The following is a 20,084-nucleotide window of genomic DNA, read 5'->3' as shown; positions in this document are numbered from 1 at the left end:
AGCGTGCGCATAAGTGCCGGGGCACCATCGATAAGACACGGTAATTCGTCGATAAGACACGGTAAACCATCGATGAGTCAAGAAAAGTCATCGATAAGTGCCCCCCCCCGCCCCGCAAACTCCTAGAACCCCGCGTAGGTGCAAGAACCCAGATGCAGTGAGAGATCTCCGATCCGTCCAATACGAGAACTTTCCGCGTTAGCTGGTAGAATGCGTGACGCAAACGAAGTTCATTCGATCTTTTACAGGCGACATCGATGATCGCCGCTATTTCTAGGAGTAAGAAACCTATGGCCAACAGCAAGGCTGTTGAATTTTTCTTTGATGAGGATTTCGGTATTACCGAGGCCGTTGCCACCATCGACAATGGTGATTTCGGCACCCGCACCATTCGCTTTGAAACGGGCCAGCTGGCTCGTCAGGCCGATGGTTCGGTGACCACCTACTTGGACGAGGAGACCATGCTCCTGTCCACCGTCACCGCTTCCAACCAGCCCCGCGAGGGCTTTGATTTCTTCCCGCTGACCGTCGACGTTGAAGAGCGTATGTACGCTGCGGGCAAGATTCCGGGTTCGTTCTTCCGCCGTGAGGGCCGCCCGTCTACCGATGCCATCCTGGCATGTCGTCTGATTGACCGTCCGCTGCGTCCGACCTTCGTCAAGGGCCTGCGCAACGAGGTACAGGTTGTTGTCACCGTCATGTCCTGGGATCCGAAGGACCGTTACGACGTTGTCGCAATCAACGGCGCGTCAGCTGCAACTCAGCTTTCCGGGCTGCCGGTCTCCGGCGCTGTCGGTGGCGTCCGCATCGCGCTTGTTGCTGATGACAAGCACCCAGAGGGTGCATGGGTCGCTTTCCCGACCGAGGAGCAGCACGAGCAGGCTCTGTTCGAGATGGTCGTCGCTGGCCGTATCGTCACCCGCAAGCGTCGCGGCAAGAACGTCGAAGATGTCGCCATCATGATGGTGGAGGCCGGAGCAGGGGAGACCGTCGTCAAGCGTATTGCTGACGGTGCACCGGCGCCGACCGAGGACATCGTCGCCGCTGGCCTCGAGGCAGCAAAGCCGCACATCAAGGTTCTGTGTGAGGCACAGAAGGGTCTGGCTGAGCGCGCAGCGAAGGAAACGCAGGAGTTCCCGCTGTTCCCGGCATACAGCGATGAGATTTTTAACGCAGTCGAGAAGAAGTCCGCTAAGAAGCTGGCCAAGCTGCTCACCATTCCGGGTAAGCAGGAACGAGATGACGCCACCAATGAGTACATGGAGGACGTCGAGGGGCAGCTGCTGGAGCGCTTCGTATCCGATGATGTCGACGAGCAAGCTGCATCTAAGCAGATTCGCGCTGCATACAACGCAGTGATGAAGCAGATTGTCCGTGAGAAGATTCTGGCTGAGGGCTTCCGCATCGATGGTCGCGGTGTCACCGACATTCGTGACCTGGGCGTTGAGGTCGGTCTGATTCCGCGTGCCCACGGCTCTTCGCTGTTTGAGCGCGGCGAGACCCAGATTCTGGGTGTCACCACTTTGGATATGCTGAAGATGGAGCAGCAGATTGACTCGCTGACTCCTGTTACCTCCAAGCGCTACATCCACCACTACAACTTCCCGCCGTACTCCACCGGCGAGACCGGTCGTGTTGGCTCTCCGAAGCGCCGCGAGATTGGTCACGGGGCACTGGCTGAGCGCGCTCTGCTGCCGGTCGTGCCGTCCCGCGAGGAATTCCCGTACACCATTCGCCAGGTCTCCGAGGCTCTTGGATCCAATGGTTCGACCTCCATGGGCTCGGTCTGTGCTTCGACTCTGTCGCTGTACAACGCCGGTGTGCCGCTGAAGGCTCCGGTTGCCGGTATCGCCATGGGCCTGGTTTCCGGCGAGGTTGACGGTGAGAACCGCTTCGTCGCACTGACCGATATTCTCGGTGCCGAAGACGCATTCGGTGACATGGACTTCAAGGTCGCTGGTACTGCGGACTTCATTACCGCACTGCAGCTGGACACCAAGCTCGACGGTATTCCGTCGAAGGTTCTGGCCGATGCTCTGTCCCAGGCTCGTGATGCACGTCTGGCCATCCTGTCCACCATGGCTGAGGTCATCGAGTCTCCGGACGAGATGAGTGGTCTCGCTCCGAAGATCACCACCGTTAAGGTTCCGGCTTCGAAGATCGGTGAGCTCATCGGTCCGAAGGGCAAGACCATCAACGGCATCACCGAGGAAACCGGTGCTGATATCTCTATCGAGGACGACGGCACCGTATTTGTCTCGGCAACTTCCGGTAAGGCCGCGGACGCTGCAATCGAGCAGATTAATGCCATTGCTAACCCGCAGCTGCCGAAGGTCGGCGAACGCTACCTGGGCACTGTCGTGAAGACTGTCGCTTTCGGTGCTTTTGTCTCCCTGACTCCGGGCCGTGACGGTCTGATCCACATCTCCAAGCTCGGTGGCGACAAGCGCATCGAGAAGGTCGAGGATGTCATCAATGTCGGCGACAAGATTCAGGTCGAAATCGCTGATATCGACAACCGCGGCAAGATCTCGCTGGTTCCGGTCGAAGACGATTAATGCTTGGCGACGGAGGATGTGCTTTAGGTAGCCTCCAACAACGCGTGTAGCGATGGCGCGGTTAGGTCACAAATTGACCTAACCGCGCTTTTGTTTTGGGTTAATCTCGGGTTTCGAAGGGATTAATTTTCGAACCCACGTGGAAGGTAATTTGCGCATGCAACTTGTCGCGCACGATCATGAATTCATCGACATTGCGGCCGGTGGCTATGTCGCAAGTATTTCCCAGTTCGGTGGTGGACCGAGATCACTGGAGTACTGTGGCCTGCCACTGCTGACTGACTATCCCAAAGGGTTCAATCCACCGTTGTCCGCAGGTACGCTCCTGGCTCCGTGGCCGAACAGGGTCGCTGACGGAGTATTCATCTTTGATGGGGAAGTCCATCGACTAGATATTTCGGAGCCGTCCCGGGCGAATGCTATTCACGGATTTGTTGCAGATCGCGTTTGGTCTGTGGTCGATTCTGATGACAGCAGCGTCACCTTGGGCGTGGAAGTTGAGCCGCAACCGGGCTGGCCTTGGGAACTCGGTATGACCGTGCGCTGGCAAGTCACGTCTGCAGATGGCCTATCGGCGGAGTTCACAGTGCATAATCGCAGCGATAGGGAGTGCCCGTTTGGTCTGGGCTGGCATCCCTATTTAAGCGCGTTGGGCGCTGACTTCGGCAGTTGCACACTACGGTTGCCCGTTGATAACAACCTGCCACTGGAGCCAATTCGAAACTTGCCCGCCGGCCCAGCGGTGCCAGCGGAGACAGTGGTTCCCAGCCTTCGAGAGGGGGTATCCCTGGATGGACTGTGGCTGGATCACTGCTTCTTTGCTGCCGCGGAGGCAGCGGGGAGTCACTCACCGTGCCGTCGTGAAGCACATTTGGTTGGACCAAATGGCAAGGGTGCTGTGCTCTGGGCCGATGATGAATTCCGCTTCTTCCAGGTCTATGTTGCCGACGCTGGACGACGAGAAGGATTTCCTGGGCACGGGAATGCGATTGCGGTGGAGCCAATGACATGTCCGCCGGATGCGCTACGCTCCGGTACCGGTTTGCTGCGAGTTCAGGCTGGAGAGACAACAACTCTTGCCATGGGACTGCGCGCGGAAACGGGCGGAAAATAGTTTTCCCAGCGCAGAAGAGTGCAGCCCCCTCAATCGGGTTAAAACCTTCTTAATTAATTCACCTGGAATTAAGAATGGAAAATACACTTGGGGACGAATGTAAAAGAATAGGTCTTCCTTTTGTTCCGGATAGTGGCTATCTGGCCCCACACTTCGGGGTAGGTCGAGCCACTTTCACGGCCTTGATGGGCGTGCACCAGCCAGGTGCCGAGAAAAAGAGATCCCAATTCGTGCATTTCCTGAATACGTTTTGACTCCCTAATTGTGAGGAGGCCGTCGTGATAGTGGCGCAATCAGCCCTACGGATCGAGGCATCATGGGTGGATTACTCCATTGTTGCCCTATACTTCCTATTCGTCCTAGGCATTGGCTGGGCTGCACGAGCCAAAGTGTCCAGCTCCATTGACTTCTTCCTCTCTGGGCGCTCACTGCCGGCTTGGGTGACAGGGTTGGCGTTCGTCTCAGCCAACCTAGGCGCAGTGGAAATCGTCGGTATGTCCGCAAATGGTGTGGAATACGGTTTCCAGACCATGCACTACTTCTGGATTGGTGCGGTTCCCGCCATGGTGTTCCTGGGCATTGTCATGATGCCCTTTTACTATGGCTCCAAGGTTCGCTCAGTACCAGAATTCATGCTGCGTCGTTTTGGTCCCGGAGCGCACCTTGTCAACGCGATTTCATTCGCCGTCGCGCAGCTGCTCATCGCGGGTATCAACCTTTTGCTGCTGGCCAAAGTGGTCAATGCGCTACTCGGCTGGCCACTGTGGCTGACATTGGTCGTCGCTGCAGTCATTGTGCTGTCCTACATCACGTTGGGCGGACTGTCCGCAGCGATTTACAACGAGGTACTTCAGTTCTTCGTGATTGTCGCAGCTCTAATGCCACTGACTCTAATCGGTCTGCACAGCGTCGGCGGCTGGTCGGGGCTTAAGGAAAAAGTTGCCACTGAATCGCACTTCCACACCTGGCCGGGCACGGATATTTCTGGTTTTGACAACCCGGTAGTTTCAGTCATCGGATTGGTATTCGGTTTGGGATTCGTGCTGTCCTTTGGCTATTGGACAACGAACTTCGTGGAGGTTCAGCGATCCATGGCAGCCGATTCGCTGTCGGCCGCACGCAAGACTCCAATTATCGGCGCGTTTCCAAAGATGTTCATTCCGTTCATCGTGGTGCTGCCGGGCATGATCGCCGGCGCGACTGTCGCACCCATCATGGATCAGACTGCCAAGCCTAACGACGCAATTCTGTACCTAATGAGAGATTTGCTTCCCAACGGCCTGCTGGGCATCGCTATTGCAGGGCTACTAGCAGCCTTTATGGCAGGTATGGCGGCGAATATCTCCGCGTTCAACACAGTCTTTAGCTACGACATTTGGCAGACCTACGTCGTCAAAAATCGAGCAGATGATTACTACCTCAAGGTTGGTCGTATCGCTACCATTGGCGCGACCGGCATCGCAGTGTTCACCGCATTGATTGCCGATAATTTCGGCAACGTCATGGACTACCTGCAGACGCTATTCGGCTTCTTCAACGCACCGTTGTTCGCTACCTTCCTTATCGGTATGTTCTGGAAGCGCATGACGCCGACAGCAGGTTGGACGTCTCTGCTCGCAGGAACGGGTGCTGCGATTTTGTACTGGTACATCTCCGAGTTCACGTCGGCAAGCGCAACCATCTTTGAGCTGCCGGGGCAAGGCACTGCGTTCGCTGCCGCCTCCGTGGCATTCGTCGTCGATATTGTGGTGGCTGTGGTCGTTTCGCTCATGACAACGCCGAAACCCGATGAGGAGCTGGTGGGCTTCGTCAAGTCCGTCACGCCGAAGGCTCACTTCACAGACGCTGCTGAGGCAGAGCTGCCATTGTTACAGCGAACTGTTCCGCTGGGTATTTTGTGCCTGGTGATGGCCGTAGTTCTTAACATCGTTTTCGCATAGGAGCTAGTGAGAAATCATGTCACGGACACACAACAATTCAACTGTAGAAGCGACTATCAGCACCGGTAATAAGAAAGCAGGTGCCTTTGACATTCGCAATGTCATTGGGGCGCTGCTTGGTCTTTACGGCATCATTTTGCTGCTGTCGTGGCTGTTCCTCGATCCTGGAGTTAACCCGGAGACCAGTGTTGCCAAAGAGCCGATGTATAACCTGTACAGCGGCATAGCCCTGCTTCTCTTTGCAATCGTTTTCTATGCCTGGGCAAAACTGCGCCCAACGGTTGTCGAAGAATCATAAGGAGTAAAAATGACAACCGATGACCAGCCTTCTCACGCTTTTTCGGTAACGCGCACTACGCTTGCCGACGGTCGCGAGCTAATCTACTTCGACGATGAACCGGACTATGTCTCGGGCAAAAAGACTCGAAAGTTAACCGACGAACGTGATTTGCCACAGGCGATTACGGAGTCGGAGCTGCGCCAAGATCCGCTGACAGGTGATTGGTACTGCTACGCGGCGCACCGCATGAACCGCACCTTTATGCCTCCTGCTGGTGAGAACCCACTAGCTCCGACGCTGCCGGAACAACTTCCCACAGAGGTGCCTGCCAGTGACTACGACGTGGTGGTTTTTGAAAACCGCTTCCCTTCGCTTTCCATGCACATGGAAGTTCCGGATGACTTTGCCCAAACTGTCGACGGCGCCGAGATTTTCCCGCGGAAGCCGGCCTTGGCTCGGTGCGAGGTTGTCTGCTTTACCCCGAATGTTTCGGACTCCTTCCGGGATCTGACCTTTACTCGTGCTCGCACCGTTATTGAAGCGTGGGCGCACCGCACTGCGGAACTCAGCAAGCTCGAAGGTGTGAGGTTGGTGTTCCCCTTTGAAAACAGGGGCAAGGAAATTGGGGTAACGCTGCAGCATCCTCATGGGCAGATTTACTCGTACCCGTATCTGCCCCCACGTGCGGCAGCCATTGTTTCACGCGCGAAAGCCCACTTCGAAACCACCGGTCGTGACCTCTTTGAGGATGTCCTGGAGGCCGAAAAGGCTTCAGGTCGACGGATCATCGCAGAAGGGGAGTACTTCACCGCATTCGTCCCAGCTGCAGCTAAGTGGCCAGTCGAAGTCATGATTATGGCTAACCGCGCTGTCGGTAGTTTTCAGGAGCTGACCGATGCGGAGAAGGACGAACTGACAGCAATGTACCTTGACCTGCTGCGACGTATTGACCGATTCTTCCCCGGCATCGACAAAACGCCGTACATCGCAGCATGGAACCAAGCTCCGGTAGGCGAGGATCACCAGTTTGGCCGCCTCCACCTGCAGCTCTATTCCATGATGCGCTCTGCAGGACGCATGAAGTTCCTCGCGGGTTCAGAGTCCGGGCAAGGAGCCTGGATTTCGGACACGACCCCGGAGGCAATCGCTGACCGCTTCCGGGAAGTTGGCCAGACTCGCTGGCTTCCCACTCGCTCCCATAAACAGGCGGTATCTGACGTAACTGAGCAATTCCGCCGCAGTTTCGGTTCGGAACCACAGGGCGTCTTCCGCGCCCCAGGCAGAGTCAACCTGATTGGCGAGCATGTCGATTATGCCGGTGGTATCTGTCTGCCATTCGCGTTGGCACAGAGTACTTTCGCAGCGGTGGGTGCCCAGGCTGCTGGTGACTCGTGGACAGTGCGAGTTGTTTCGGACTTGATGGACAAGGACGACGCCGCAGACGGTGACAAGCCGGTTGCTATCGCAATGTCCGATGTCGGTCCGAACTCTCCTGCAAATTGGACGGGATACGCAGTTGGCACTATCTGGGCTATGCGTGAGGCAGGGCTGTTGCCCGCGGATTGTCCAAGCCTTGACATTGCGATTTCCTCCGATGTTCCGATCGGTTCCGGGCTCTCCAGCTCCGCCGCTCTGGAGTGTTCTGTCGGCGTTGCAGCCTTTGAGCTCGTCCACGGGCGCGCACCAAACGATGAAGAGCAGCAGGGAATTGTTGAGGCGGCTATCCGCGCAGAAAATGAGGTCATTGGTGCCTCTACCGGCGGTCTGGATCAGCGTATTTCCATCAAGGGCAAGGAAAACCACGCACTGGTCATTGATTTTGCGAAGAGTTCTGACCAGCTTGTAAAGGCTGCTTTCGCAGACGAGGACCTAGAGGTTTTGGTAATCAACACCAACGTTCGGCATAGTCTCTCGGATGGTCAGTATGCGACGCGTCGCGGAATCATCGATGCCGTGACAAATGGTCTTGGGGTATCTGATTTCCGCGGTCTGGATGATGCAGTTGGTGCTGCTATCAATTGGGCGAAGGAGAACGTCCCAGCTGAGGCAGATAGGGATCAATGGGTTGATACCGTGGCGCGCCGAGTACGTCACGTTGTTACCGAAATTGACCGGACGGCACAGGCGATTGAAAAGCTTTCCGAGGGGGACTTCGAGGCCTTTGGCACGTTGATGGTGGTAAGCCATCTTTCGCTGAGGAATGACTACGAAGTTTCCTGTCCAGAGCTGGATCTTGCTGTGGACGTAGCGCTTGAGCAGGGGGCGCTTGGTGCCCGAATGACTGGCGGTGGCTTTGGCGGCAGTGCCATTGCGCTGCTGCCACACGACCGTGTCAGTGCTGCAGCGAATGCAGTTGCGTCGGCCTTCCGTGACAGAGGAATGCCGGAACCGGAGTTTTTCGTTGGAAATCCCGGGCCGGGAGCAAGCCGCCTAGTTTAGGCGGTATTCCCCCCCGGTCTTGGGGGGGGCTACTGTAATGCAATCTTCTTCCGCTGCGGCTTGAGCAGCGTGGTGAGGAAGATTAGCACCACGGCAAATCCCGCGGCGGTAAACATCGCAATGCTATAGCCACGAATCAAGTCGTCGGCGGCAGGAGCTGCTGCACCAGTGCCGGACAGGCCAGTGGCAATAACAGCTGACAGCGCCACAAACAGTGCGGTACCGACAGCGCCGGCAACCTGCTGTAGCGTGTTCATGATTGCTGAGCCATCCGGGTAGAGGCGCTTCGGAAGATCACCAAGACCGAATGTGAACAGCGGAGTAAACAGCAGCCCCAGGCCAATCTCAAGGACGATGTGGCAGGCGACAATCCACCATAGCGGAGTCGATGCTGAGATGAAGCCGAGCCCGAAAAGACCGAGGGCAAGGACAATGGAGCCGGGAATTGCCAGTGGGCGCGGACCATAGCTGTCAAAGAGCCGGCCGACAGCCGGTCCCATCAGACCCATAACCAGTGGACCAGGCATCACAATCAAACCAATAGTCTTGACGTCGACACCTCGCAGATTGAGGTAGAGCGGCAAAATGATGATCACACCGAACATCAGCATGAAACCAATGGTCAGAATGATTGTGGACAGCCTAAAGCTCTTTGTGCGGAAGGTTCGAAGATCCAGCAGAGCTCGGTTGTGCGGTGCCAAACGGCGCTGGCGCATGATGAAGAACACCAACAGCACGATGCCGACTGCGCACAGGATTCCGTCGATAAGCGAAAACTCTGCGCCTACGCGGCTCAGCGCGTACACCAGCGGGCCGAATGCGCCGGCACTGAGGAACACCGAGAGGATATCGATGGGCTTCGCGGAGTTTTCCTCAATATTGGGAACGAGGATGACGCCCACTACCAGCACAATTAGGCCGAGCGGCAACATCGTGTCGAAAAGCGCATGCCAATTGTTATTGGCAATCTCCAGAATGAGACCGGAGATGGTCGGTCCGATAGCAGGCGCGACAGCGATGACCACGCTCATTCGTCCCATCATGCGCCCGCGCTCATGCTCCGGTACTACGTTGAGCACCGTGGTCATCAGCAGCGGCAGCAGCACTGCGGTACCGGACGCTTGGACAATGCGTGCGAGCAGAACGATCGCGAAGTTTGGCGCGAAAGCACCGATGAGAGTGCCCACGACGAATAGTCCTTGACTGACCGCGAAAAGAATGCGGAACGGCACTGCCGAAATGAGAAATCCAGTGACCGGAATGACAACTGCCATGGTCAGTAGGAACGATGTTGTCAGCCAGCCTGCGGTAGCTGCGCTGATTCCGAGGTCCGCCTTGACGACGGGAATTGCGACGCTCATGACCGTCTCGTTCAAGATAGCCATGAATGCCGCAGCTAGTAGCACGTAAATGGCCATATAAGCACTTTTGGGCGCATCGGCCTGTGGTGCCTCCGAACTTGGGCTGAGTTCGGAATCTTCAGATTCAGAAACCAATTGAAGTCTCTTTCTATATATCGGTACAGAAATAGGTAATTGTCGAAGATATGGAATCTTAGCGCAACAAAAACCCCGTCGTAAGTCGACAAAAAGGCAAAGCGGACGGGGGCATTGGCACACAAGTTGGCCAACACATTCTAAGGTAAGGGAGAAAGATAAACCCGTTGGGAAAGGACAATAGCTGTGAGCAATATCAAGGTCGGCGTACTTGGCGCCAAGGGCAAGGTAGGGTCCACCATCTGCGAGGCAGTCGAAGCCGCCGACGATTTGGAGCTGGCAGCGGGTCTCGACTCTGGCGATGACCTGAATGAACTTGTCACCGCTGGTGTGCAGACCATTGTTGACTTTACTCAGCCCGACGCTGTGATGGGCAATCTTGAGTTCTGCATTAAGAATGGCATCAACGCCGTCGTGGGTACTACGGGTTTTACCAAGGAGCGCCTCGATCAGGTGCAGCGCTGGCTTGACGACGCCGCCGGTGAGGCCAATGTTCTTATTGCACCGAACTTCGCAATCTCCGCGGTACTGACGATGAAGATGGCGGAGCTAGCCGCTCCGTACTTCGATTCCGCTGAAGTTATCGAAATGCACCACCCTTTTAAGAAGGATGCCCCCTCGGGCACCGCTATCCACACTGCTGAGGCTATTGCTCGTGCTCGCAAGGAAGCCGGCATGGGGGAGCAGCCGGACGCCACTGAGCAAACTCTCGATGGTGCTCGCGGTGCTGAGGTCGAGGGCATTCCGGTGCACGCAGTCCGTATGACCGGTTCGGTGGCTCACGAGACCGTTATCTTTGGTGCAGAAGGGCAGTCGCTCACCATCAAGCAGGACTCCTACTCGCGCACCAGCTTCGTACCAGGCGTTCTGCTGGGTGTGCGCAAGATTGAGGATTTTCCGGGCCTGACTGTGGGACTGGAGCCGTTCCTGGGACTTTAATGGCCGGGAGTTAACTGAAAATGTCTGAAAATGTCACTCTCAAGGCGCAGCTAATCGCCGCGACCAACTTCTTCCCGCCGGAGGACATCGACTTTGATACCGATGCCGATGGTGGGGAAGCATTGATTGAGTTCTCCGGCAGGGCTTGTTATGAAACGTGGGACAAGCCCAATCCACGAACGGCGACGAATAGGGGATATCTGCGACATGTGCTTGAGGTAGGCCACACCTCACTTTTTGAACACGCAAGTGCAAGCATCTATGTTCGTGGGCTGTCGCGCTCGTGTGCACATGAACTCACACGGCACCGCCACTTTTCCTTTTCGCAGTTGTCGCAGCGGTTTGTGCCGGCCAGTTCCAACAATGTTGTGGTTCCTCCCGCAATTGCGGAGGACCCGGATCTGTTGCGAGTTTTCGAAAGCGCGGTTGATCAGTCCCGTTTCGCCTATGGTGAGTTATTAGACGCACTGGAAGAGAAGTGGGCCGACGAGCCCAACGCTATCTTGCGGCGAAAGCAGGCACGCCAGGCAGCCCGGGCGGTTTTGCCCAATGCCACCGAAACTCGAATCGTGGTTACTGGTAATTTCCGGTCTTGGCGCCACTTCATTTCGATGCGTGCGACTGAGCATGCCGATGCTGAAATTCGGGAGTTGGCAGTGGCTTGCCTGCGGGAGCTGCAGCGCTGTGCTCCTGTTGCTTTTGGGGATTTTGAGATTAACACTCTGAAGGATGGGTCGGTCGTCGCGTCGAGTCCTTACGCCTTCGAGGGGTAATCGCACGTACAGTGTGAAGATATAGTCGATTGAGATTTTTAAGAAAAGGTAGTCAACAATGAGCACAGGAATTGCGTCAACTCGCGGTGCTGACATTTTCGGCACCGTCGCCGTAGCTATGGTGACCCCTTTTGATAAGGACGGAAACCTCGATGTCAAGGCGGGTGTGCAGCTCGCTGGTCATCTTGTAGACGGTGGCTGCGATGCACTCATTCTGGCCGGTACTACCGGCGAGTCGCCTACTACGACGGTTGAGGAAAAGCTTGAGCTTCTCCGAGCTGTCCGTGCAGAGATGGGTGACGAGGTTAAGCTCGTGGCCGGTGCCGGCACCAATGACACGGCCGGGTCCATCGAGCTGGCAAAGGCTTCTGTGGAGGCGGGCGCGGATGCGCTGCTCGTCGTCACGCCGTATTACTCCAAGCCGTCCCAGGAGGGGCTGTACCGTCACTTTACGGCAGTGGCTGACGCAACCGAGGCGCCGGTGTGTCTGTATGACATTCCACCGCGTTCGGTTATTCCGATTGAAGTTGATACCATTTACCGGTTGGCGGAGCACCCGAGAATCCAGGCTGTTAAGGACGCCAAGGGGGATTTGGGAGCTGCCGCCGGCATTATCGCTAATACTGATTTGGCGTGGTACTCCGGTGACGATGTGCTGAACCTTCCGTGGCTGTCTATTGGCGCCACCGGGTTTATTTCCGTTATTGGACATGCAGCCCCGCAGCTGCTGGCTGAGGTGCGCTCTTGCTTTGACAAGGGAGACCTTGCTGGTGCGCAGGCTGCCCACGCGAAGATGACTCCGCTGTTTGCCGCTCAGGCTGCACTTGGCGGTGTAAGTTTTGCTAAATCCGCTCTGCGTCTGCAGGGCATTGAGATAGGAGATCCACGCTTGCCGCAAATTGCAGCAAATGACCAGCAGCTTGAGGTGCTTGAAGAAGCTATGCGGAAGGCAGGTGTTCTGTAGTGGCTGAAGGACGCAATCGCGCCCGCAAGGTAACTCGTAAGGCTGGTCCGCCTTCCGAGTCCGACGTGGCTGCAGCAGAGCAGTCCAATAACTCTGCATCCAAGGGTTCCGACAAGGGTGGAGCTAAATCCAACGGCTCGAAGTCCTCGCAGCGTTCCGGTGAGCGTAAGAACTCCGGTAACGCTAAGAAGTCCCAAGGTTCCTCGAATTCTTCCAACCGCGGTTCCCGCGGTGGTCGCGGTGGCCGTGGAGGTAATCGCGGAAATAGTTCGAGGGGTGGCCGTGGCGGACGCGGTGGCAACCGTCGTAACGTAGTCCAGTCGATGCAGGGTGCGGACTTGACCCAGCGTCTTCCTGCACCGCCGAAGGCCCCCAAGGACGGCCTGCGCGTGGTTGCACTGGGCGGTATTTCCGAAATCGGTCGCAATATGACCGTGTTGGAGTACAAGAACCGCCTGATCATCGTCGACTGCGGCGTGCTGTTCCCGAGCTCGGATGAGCCGGGTGTTGACCTGATCCTGCCTGACTTCTCCTACATGGAAGACAAGTGGGATCGCGTGGAAGCTCTCGTGGTCACCCACGGTCACGAGGACCACATCGGTGCTATCCCTTGGTTGCTCAAGCAGCGCGCGGACATCCCGATTATTGCTTCTCGCTTTACCCTGGCACTGATTCAGGCCAAGACACAGGAACACCGTCAGCGCCCGAAGGTCATCGAGGTCAACGACACCAGCCACATTCAGCGTGGCCCGTTCGATCTGCGTTTCTTCAATGTCAACCACTCGATTCCGGAGTGCCTTGGCATCGTCATTAAGACCGGAGCCGGCATGGTCGTCCACACCGGTGACGTGAAGATGGATCAGACCCCGCCGGACGGAAAGCCGACTGACCTGCCGGCGCTGAGCCGCTACGGTGATGAGGGAATCGACCTCTTCTTGTGTGAGTCCACCAACGCTACGATTCCGGGCTTCTCGGGATCCGAGGCGGAGCTGGCTCCAACTCTGCGCCGTCTGATTATGGATGCCAAGCAGCGCGTTATCGTCGCGGCCTTCGCATCGAATGTTTACCGCGTGCAGGCGGTCATCGACGCAGCTGTTAAGGCTGGCCGCAAGGTTGCCTTCAACGGTCGCTCTATGATTCGCAACATGCGCATCGCGCAGGAATTGGGGCTGCTGACCGCTCCGGAAAATACCATTGTGGAAATGAACGAGGCCGCTCGCATGGCGCCCCACAAGGTCGTGCTGGTGACTACCGGTACGCAGGGTGAGCCAATGGCTGCGCTGTCTCGCATGGCCCGCCGTGAGCACCGTCAGATCACCGTCCGTGATGGCGACCTGATTATCCTCAGTTCTTCGCTGGTACCCGGTAACGAAGAGGCAGTCTTCGGCGTTATCAACATGCTGGCCCAAATTGGTGCCACGGTTATCACCGGTAAGGATGCGAAGGTTCACACCTCCGGTCACGGCTTTGCCGGCGAGCTGCTGTTCCTCTACAACGCAGCTCGTCCGTCGAACGTCATGCCGATTCACGGTGAGTGGCGCCACCTCCGTGCCAACAAGGAGCTGGCTGTGTCCACTGGCGTGAAGCCAGAGAACGTTGTCCTGGCTCAGAACGGTGTGGTAGTCGACCTCGTTGATGGCCGCGCTCGTGTAGTTGGCCAGGTTCCGGTCGGTAACCTCTACGTCGATGGCGTCACCATGGGTGACGTCGACGCTGACGTGCTGGCAGACCGTGCTGAAATGCGTGAAGGTGGTCTTATCACCGTCACAGCCGTCATTGATAACCGCACTGGCCGCCCGTTGGAGAAGCCACGGGCTCAGGCTCGCGGTTACTCGGACGACGCCAAGGAAGTGCTCGAAACCGTCGAGCAGGTCGTTGACGATACTCTCTTTGACCTGGCTGGCAGTGGCGAGAACAACCCGTACCGTATGGCTCAGGAAGTTCGTCGCCGCACCGAGCGTGTCATTAACCAGAAGTGGCGTCGCAGCCCGATGGTTGTTCCGACAATCGTGCCGATGTCCTCTGAGGCAGCCGAAGAGGTTACCGATGAGGAAATCCAGGAGTCGCGCGAAAGTATCTAAATTTCTAGAGCGTCTTTTAGCGTAAGAGCCCGCATCCACCTACAACCGTGTGGATGCGGGCTTCTCCGTGCCTGGTCTAGGCTGGAGCTATGACTTTTGCTGAACGGGAACGTGAAGACCTAGCTAATCTACTGCTCAGCGTCGGCCCCGACGCCCCGACCTTGTGCGAGGGGTGGACGACCCGGGATCTTGCCAACCACCTGTACATTCGTGAAAACCGTCTGGATGCCGCGGGCGGGATGTTCGTCAAGGCGCTTTCGGACCGCCTCGATGCTGTTACCGCTGAGGTCAATCGAATGCCCTACGTCGAAGTGGTGGGGAAGTGGGGTAGTGGTGCTCCGCGATGGAATCCAATGAACTGGGCAGACCGCTACGTCAACGCTGCGGAGAACTTCGTCCATCACGAGGATGTCCGTCGTGCCCAGGAAGGCTGGACCGTTCGTCAGCTGCCGCCCTCCGGAGTGTCGGACCTGTGGCGTCTGGTCACTACTGCCGGCCGTATGATGTTGCGCGGTTCGACCTCGACCGTGGTGCTAATGCGTGACGACGGAGTTGCGGTGACCCTAATCGACAACAGTGCTAAAGGTGCTCCAGTTGTGACTGTCCGCGGAAGCGTCGGGGAACTGGTGCTGTGGCTCTATGGCCGTGACGAGGTACGCGTCACCATCGACGGTGACGAATCGGGCATCAAGCGCAACAGTCTTTAAAATCACGTTCTCAGTTCTGGACGGTCGCGACAGCACGCCTGTTAAACAATGACACGCGTGTGACTAATGTGAAAACGATCCGGTGTTAGCTGTAAGGTAATGGTCATGTCTGCGACCAGCCGAACCAGAACTGACAATCGTCGTGGATCTTCCCGCTCTGCGGAGACAGATGCCACGCGGCGATACCCCGTGCACAGCGCCACGGAGGAATTCGAGCGCACTCCTAGCGCCATGTCGTTCGTGGCCAATAGCTTGGCCAGCGCCTGGACTGAAACTGCCCGCGGCGTGGCCGGTCTTGCCCGGCGGGTCAGCGGTCGCAAAAATAAGCGAAACGAAGAGGAGAATATGTCGCGGCGCGAAAGAGACGCCGATTTTTCGACGAAGCCCCGTAGGAAGCGTCGTAAAGCAGCTAGCGGCTATGACGATGTAATTGAACCGCCGGCACCGGCCTCCGTGCCAGCTGACGAGTTCGACGCAGACTTCGATGAGGGTGGCGAACCGGGATCGAAGGATGGCCTCGCACTACTCGTGCTGGCGTTGGCGATTGTGCTCGCTGGCTCGACATGGTTCCACCTGGCAGGGCCAGTGGGGGAGTTCATTGAAACGGCAGTGCGCACGCTCATTGGTATCGGCGCTTTTGTACTTCCGGTGCTGCTCGGTGTTGTTTCCGTATTAATGATGCTGGATGCTATGCCGCGCCGTGAACGTCTGACACCTACCATCACTGGAGCTTCGCTGATCGTGGTGGGGCTGCTCGCAATTGTGCATATCGGCTCGGGTCGTCCTGCGGACTGGCAGGGGCGACGTGCAGCTGGTGGCGCAATTGGTGGTTATATCGGTTCGCCGCTAGCAGCCGGGTTTACCTCGTGGGTCGCCGTGGTTTTGTTGCTGGGTATCGTTTTTTACGGCGCTCTGGTGCTCTCTGGCGCGACGGTGCGCCAGCTTATCGATGCCACTAAGGAATACTTCAACTTTTCCGAGTGGTCTTCGCGTCGTGCCGGCGACGAGCCGGAATCGGACGATCCCTACGGCAATGTCGATGACATGCTGGAACGTCGTGCGAGCTGGGATTCCGATACCGCATATGCCGATGAGGACTTTGACCAGCCGACGCAGCTAATTGAGCGTCGCCCAAGCCACAGCAGCCGCACGCAACATTCCTCGTCTCGTTCGACCGGTCGCCCTGCTTACCGAGCGTCCCGCCGTGGCGCGGATAGCCGTATATCCGCACCCGAACCCGCGCCTTACGACGAACCGGATACTGACGGTAACCTCTACGATCTTTTGGACGAAGAGCCGCAGAGGAACCGACAGGCTCCGCGACGTGCCCGTCAGGTTGAGGATGTCGACTACGATTCGGCAAAGACCACAGTGTTCGATGTCCGGAATGGGGCACCGCACTCCAATCGAGTTTCCCCAGTGGAGCCGGCGTTTCCGGCAGCTGAGTACGTGGAGGAAGCTCAGTCGGATGCAGTACATCGCGACACCGCTGAGACAGAATCGACTATTCCAGCTGTCGGGGGCACGAACTACCACGCTGTCGACGAGGATTATGACGAGTACTCCGAGTACCCGACGCAGGAGGCTGCTGCAGCTAATAACAGCGAACGGAATTGTGTTTCCGATTCCCGAGCTCCGAAACAGCCCGCTGTTCAACCTGAGGCCGTAGAGCCGGCGAGCGCGCCGCAGGGCGAGTCGTCTGTCGATGATTCGCGGGATGCAGTGTCTGAGGCTACCCGCCGCACAATGGATGCCATTGCCGCTCGTTCTGGTATCGATGCCTCTAAGATTCCGGCCACAACTCCGAAGTCTGAATTGGAAAAGGATGCCGAGGGTACTTCCGGTTCGTCGGCACGCACGCCGGAATCTGACTACCACCTGCCATCGACTAATTTGTTGATTCCAGGTGAGCGTCCCAAGACACGTACGGCGACGAACGACCGCATGATTGAGGCGATTACTGAAGTATTCGCAGAATTCAAGGTCGATGCTGCGGTGACTGGTTTCTCTCGCGGTCCGACGGTGACTCGCTACGAGGTCGAGCTTGGCCCGGGCGTGAAGGTCTCGAAGATCACGAACCTGCAGTCCAACATTGCCTACGCGGTAGCGACCGACAATGTCCGCTTACTGACTCCGATTCCGGGAAAGTCGGCCGTTGGTATCGAGGTGCCGAACAACGACCGTGAGATGGTTCGGCTTGCCGACGTACTCAACGCGCCCAAGACCGTTGCGAACGATGACCCGATGCTGATCGGTCTCGGTAAGGATATTGAGGGCGAGTTTATCTCGCACTCCATCCAGAAAATGCCGCACCTTCTCGTTGCCGGTTCGACCGGTTCGGGTAAGTCCGCGTTCGTAAATTCGATGTTGGTTTCGCTGCTGACTCGTGCGACCCCGGAGGATGTCCGCCTGATTCTGGTGGACCCGAAGATGGTCGAGCTGACTCCATATGAGGGGATTCCTCACCTGATTACGCCAATCATCACTCAGCCGAAGAAGGCCGCGGCGGCTCTGCAGTGGCTGGTTGAAGAGATGGAACAGCGCTACATGGACATGAAGGCCGCCCGCGTCCGTCACATCAAGGACTTCAACCGTAAGGTCAAGTCCGGTGAGATTACGACCCCACTTGGCTCGGAGCGCGAGTACCGTCCGTACCCGTACATTGTCTGTGTCGTTGACGAGTTGGCAGACCTGATGATGACCGCACCCCGCGATATCGAAGATGCGATTGTGCGCATCACGCAAAAGGCCCGTGCTGCCGGTATCCACTTGGTGCTGGCTACGCAGCGTCCGTCTGTGGATGTGGTCACCGGCTTGATTAAGACGAACGTGCCATCGAGACTGGCATTCGCTACCTCGTCGCTCACGGACTCCCGCGTCATTCTTGACCAGGGCGGTGCTGAAAAGCTCATTGGTATGGGCGATGGCCTGTTCATCCCACAGGGTGCAGGCAAGCCGCGACGTCTTCAGGGGGCCTTCGTCACAGACGAAGAGATTCAGGCAGTAGTCGATGCAGCTAAGGCGCAGGCCGAGCCGGATTACACCGAGGGTGTCACGGAGGATAAGAGTGCTGAGGCTGAGCGCAACATTGACCCCGATATCGGAGATGACCTGGAAGATTTGCTTCAGGCAGTCGAGCTGGTGGTCACCGCACAGCACGGATCGACCTCGATGTTGCAGCGCAAGATGCGAGTCGGTTTCGCCAAGGCCGGTCGACTGATGGATCTGATGGAAACTCGCGGAGTGGTTGGACCGTCAGAGGGATCTAAGGCACGTGAGGTGCTGGTCAAACCAGAGGAGCTCGAAACCATTAAGTGGATGATCAAGGGCGCAAACCCGGAGGATGCTCCTAAGGAAGAAGTAAACGTAGTCGACGCTGATCCGAATCAGTCTATGGCGTAGGACGACCCAGCCTTACCGCCGTTTCTGATTGCGTGTATAGTCGGCACACGTGGAGGGGAGTATCCCCGGTAAAAGTGGATGTTTTCCGCTAGCCCGTGACGGTTATCGTCAGCACGGATTGGACGCACAGACTCGTCTTGCGCACATCGAATCCCGGTGCCGTCACTTTTGCCACTATGGCAGAAGCAGGAGAGACCTCCGGTTCATGTTCGCACGACCGGAGGTCTTTTTTTAATATGCATGTCCCCGCATTGGTATGGATTATCACCATTGTGGTCGTCATGGGTTTTATCGCCTTTGACTTCTATGCACACGTTCGCACGCCGCATAACCCAACTATGAAGGAAGCCGGCATCTGGACCGCTTTCTACGTAGTCTTGGCATTAATTTTCGGCGGAATGGTGTGGTTGTTATGGGATCACCACCGAGGCATTGAGTTTCTATCGGGCTATATCACCGAAAAGGCGCTCAGCGTAGACAATCTATTTGTCTTTGCACTCATCATCGGCGCATTCAAGATTCCGCGCCAGTACCAACAAAAGGTTTTGCTGTTCGGTATTGCGATGGCGCTGGTATTCAGAGGCCTGTTCATTTGGGCTGGTGCGGCAGTTATTGCCAAGTGGTCTGACGTTTTCTACCTGTTTGCAATCTTCCTGATTTACACGGCTATCAAGACGGTGTACGACGAAGCCGTCGATAAGCCGGAACCCGATCCGTCGGATATGAAGCTGATTCAATGGCTGCGTCGAATCGTCCCAATTTCGGACCATTACAACAAGGACAAGCTGACCGTTAAGGAAAACGGCAAGCGTTACTTGACTCCACTTGCCATCGCGCTGGTGTCCATCGGTTTTATCGATGTGATGTTTGCGTTTGACTCTATCCCGGCTATCTACGGCCTGACGGATGAGGCATATATCGTCTTTACTGCAAATGCCCTTGCTCTCATGGGGTTGCGACAGATGTACTTCCTGCTCGACGGTCTGCTGGATCGCTTGGTGTACCTGGCTTATGGCCTGGGTGTCATCCTGGCCTTTATTGGTGTGAAGTTGCTGTTGCACGCACTGCATGAAAACAACCTGCCGTTTATCAACAGCGGTGAGAACGTGTCGGTGCCTGAAGTATCGACCTGGGCGTCGCTGGCGGTCATCGTCATCGTTCTGGTGGTGACTGTCCTGGCATCGTGGCTCAAGAGCAAGCGTGATGAAAACATGGGTGCGATTGCCCTTCCGCGTGTTCACCACGATGATGATGGAAGCCGCGATGGCCTCGGCTCTCACGCCTCCTCTACTTCTGTCAGTGAGGGGTCAACGTCGGCCGGAAGCGAAACTAACGGTTCACACACCGGTAAGAACGAGCCTGGGCGTTAATCGAACACGATTGTGAGATAA

General features: G+C 56.8%; 13 protein-coding genes. 12 read left to right on the top strand and 1 reads right to left on the bottom strand.

What is annotated here, in order from left to right; genetic code table 11:
• Positions 1 to 290 precede the first annotated feature (290 nt).
• From QP995_RS04360 to galK, 5 genes are all read left to right on the top strand, one after another.
• Positions 291 to 2,558, top strand: a complete 2,268-nt coding sequence (locus QP995_RS04360) for a polyribonucleotide nucleotidyltransferase (protein ID WP_048733516.1) — start codon at positions 291 to 293, stop codon at positions 2,556 to 2,558.
• A gap of 157 nt (positions 2,559 to 2,715) precedes the next feature.
• A complete protein-coding gene (locus QP995_RS04355) occupies positions 2,716 to 3,672 on the top strand; it encodes an aldose 1-epimerase family protein (RefSeq protein WP_049170826.1) in 957 nt (318 codons plus the stop codon).
• 278 nt (positions 3,673 to 3,950) lie between these two features.
• Entirely contained in the window at positions 3,951 to 5,612 is a 1,662-nt protein-coding gene (locus tag QP995_RS04350; protein ID WP_284852952.1) for a sodium:solute symporter family protein, read from the top strand.
• 16 nt (positions 5,613 to 5,628) lie between these two features.
• Positions 5,629 to 5,910: a hypothetical protein gene (locus QP995_RS04345; RefSeq protein ID WP_049170832.1), complete on the top strand. Its 282-nt coding sequence runs from the start codon at positions 5,629 to 5,631 to the stop codon at positions 5,908 to 5,910.
• A 9-nt stretch (positions 5,911 to 5,919) separates the two neighbouring features.
• Complete coding sequence (gene galK, locus QP995_RS10905; RefSeq protein WP_080985596.1) at positions 5,920 to 8,331, top strand: galactokinase; 2,412 nt, start codon at positions 5,920 to 5,922, stop codon at positions 8,329 to 8,331.
• A gap of 29 nt (positions 8,332 to 8,360) precedes the next feature.
• Here galK and QP995_RS04330 read toward each other — a convergent pair whose 3' ends face one another.
• Complete coding sequence (locus tag QP995_RS04330) at positions 8,361 to 9,749, bottom strand: MDR family MFS transporter (RefSeq protein WP_224433133.1); 1,389 nt, start codon at positions 9,747 to 9,749, stop codon at positions 8,361 to 8,363.
• 264 nt (positions 9,750 to 10,013) lie between these two features.
• Between QP995_RS04330 and dapB the strand changes: the two genes are divergently transcribed.
• From dapB to QP995_RS04295, 7 genes are all read left to right on the top strand, one after another.
• Positions 10,014 to 10,766 (top strand): 4-hydroxy-tetrahydrodipicolinate reductase, encoded by a 753-nt coding sequence (dapB, locus tag QP995_RS04325; RefSeq protein WP_049170836.1) that lies wholly within the window; start codon positions 10,014 to 10,016, stop codon positions 10,764 to 10,766.
• Between the two features lie 20 nt (positions 10,767 to 10,786).
• Positions 10,787 to 11,539, top strand: a complete 753-nt coding sequence (gene thyX, locus QP995_RS04320; protein ID WP_049170838.1) for an FAD-dependent thymidylate synthase — start codon at positions 10,787 to 10,789, stop codon at positions 11,537 to 11,539.
• Between the two features lie 58 nt (positions 11,540 to 11,597).
• The gene (dapA, locus tag QP995_RS04315) at positions 11,598 to 12,503 is read left to right on the top strand and encodes a 4-hydroxy-tetrahydrodipicolinate synthase (RefSeq protein WP_049170841.1); all 906 of its coding nucleotides are present in this window, start codon (positions 11,598 to 11,600) and stop codon (positions 12,501 to 12,503) included.
• Positions 12,503 to 14,584 carry a ribonuclease J gene (locus QP995_RS04310; protein WP_049170842.1) on the top strand — a complete coding sequence of 694 codons (2,082 nt, stop codon included), beginning with the start codon at positions 12,503 to 12,505 and terminating at the stop codon, positions 14,582 to 14,584. The genes dapA and QP995_RS04310 overlap by 1 nt, the downstream gene beginning before the upstream one ends.
• Before the next feature lie 89 nt (positions 14,585 to 14,673).
• Positions 14,674 to 15,291, top strand: coding sequence for a TIGR03085 family metal-binding protein (locus QP995_RS04305; RefSeq protein ID WP_049170848.1), 618 nt, complete (start codon positions 14,674 to 14,676; stop codon positions 15,289 to 15,291).
• A gap of 105 nt (positions 15,292 to 15,396) precedes the next feature.
• Positions 15,397 to 18,693, top strand: coding sequence for a DNA translocase FtsK (locus tag QP995_RS04300; protein WP_049193034.1), 3,297 nt, complete (start codon positions 15,397 to 15,399; stop codon positions 18,691 to 18,693).
• 236 nt (positions 18,694 to 18,929) lie between these two features.
• A complete protein-coding gene (locus QP995_RS04295; RefSeq protein WP_016422604.1) occupies positions 18,930 to 20,063 on the top strand; it encodes a TerC family protein in 1,134 nt (377 codons plus the stop codon).
• Positions 20,064 to 20,084 lie beyond the last annotated feature (21 nt).

It is taken from the genome of Corynebacterium sp. MSK032, assembly GCF_030232065.1.
GTDB lineage: Bacteria > Actinomycetota > Actinomycetes > Mycobacteriales > Mycobacteriaceae > Corynebacterium > Corynebacterium jeikeium_D.
Note: the sequence above shows the minus strand (reverse complement) of the source record. Positions and strands in the feature narration are given on the sequence as shown.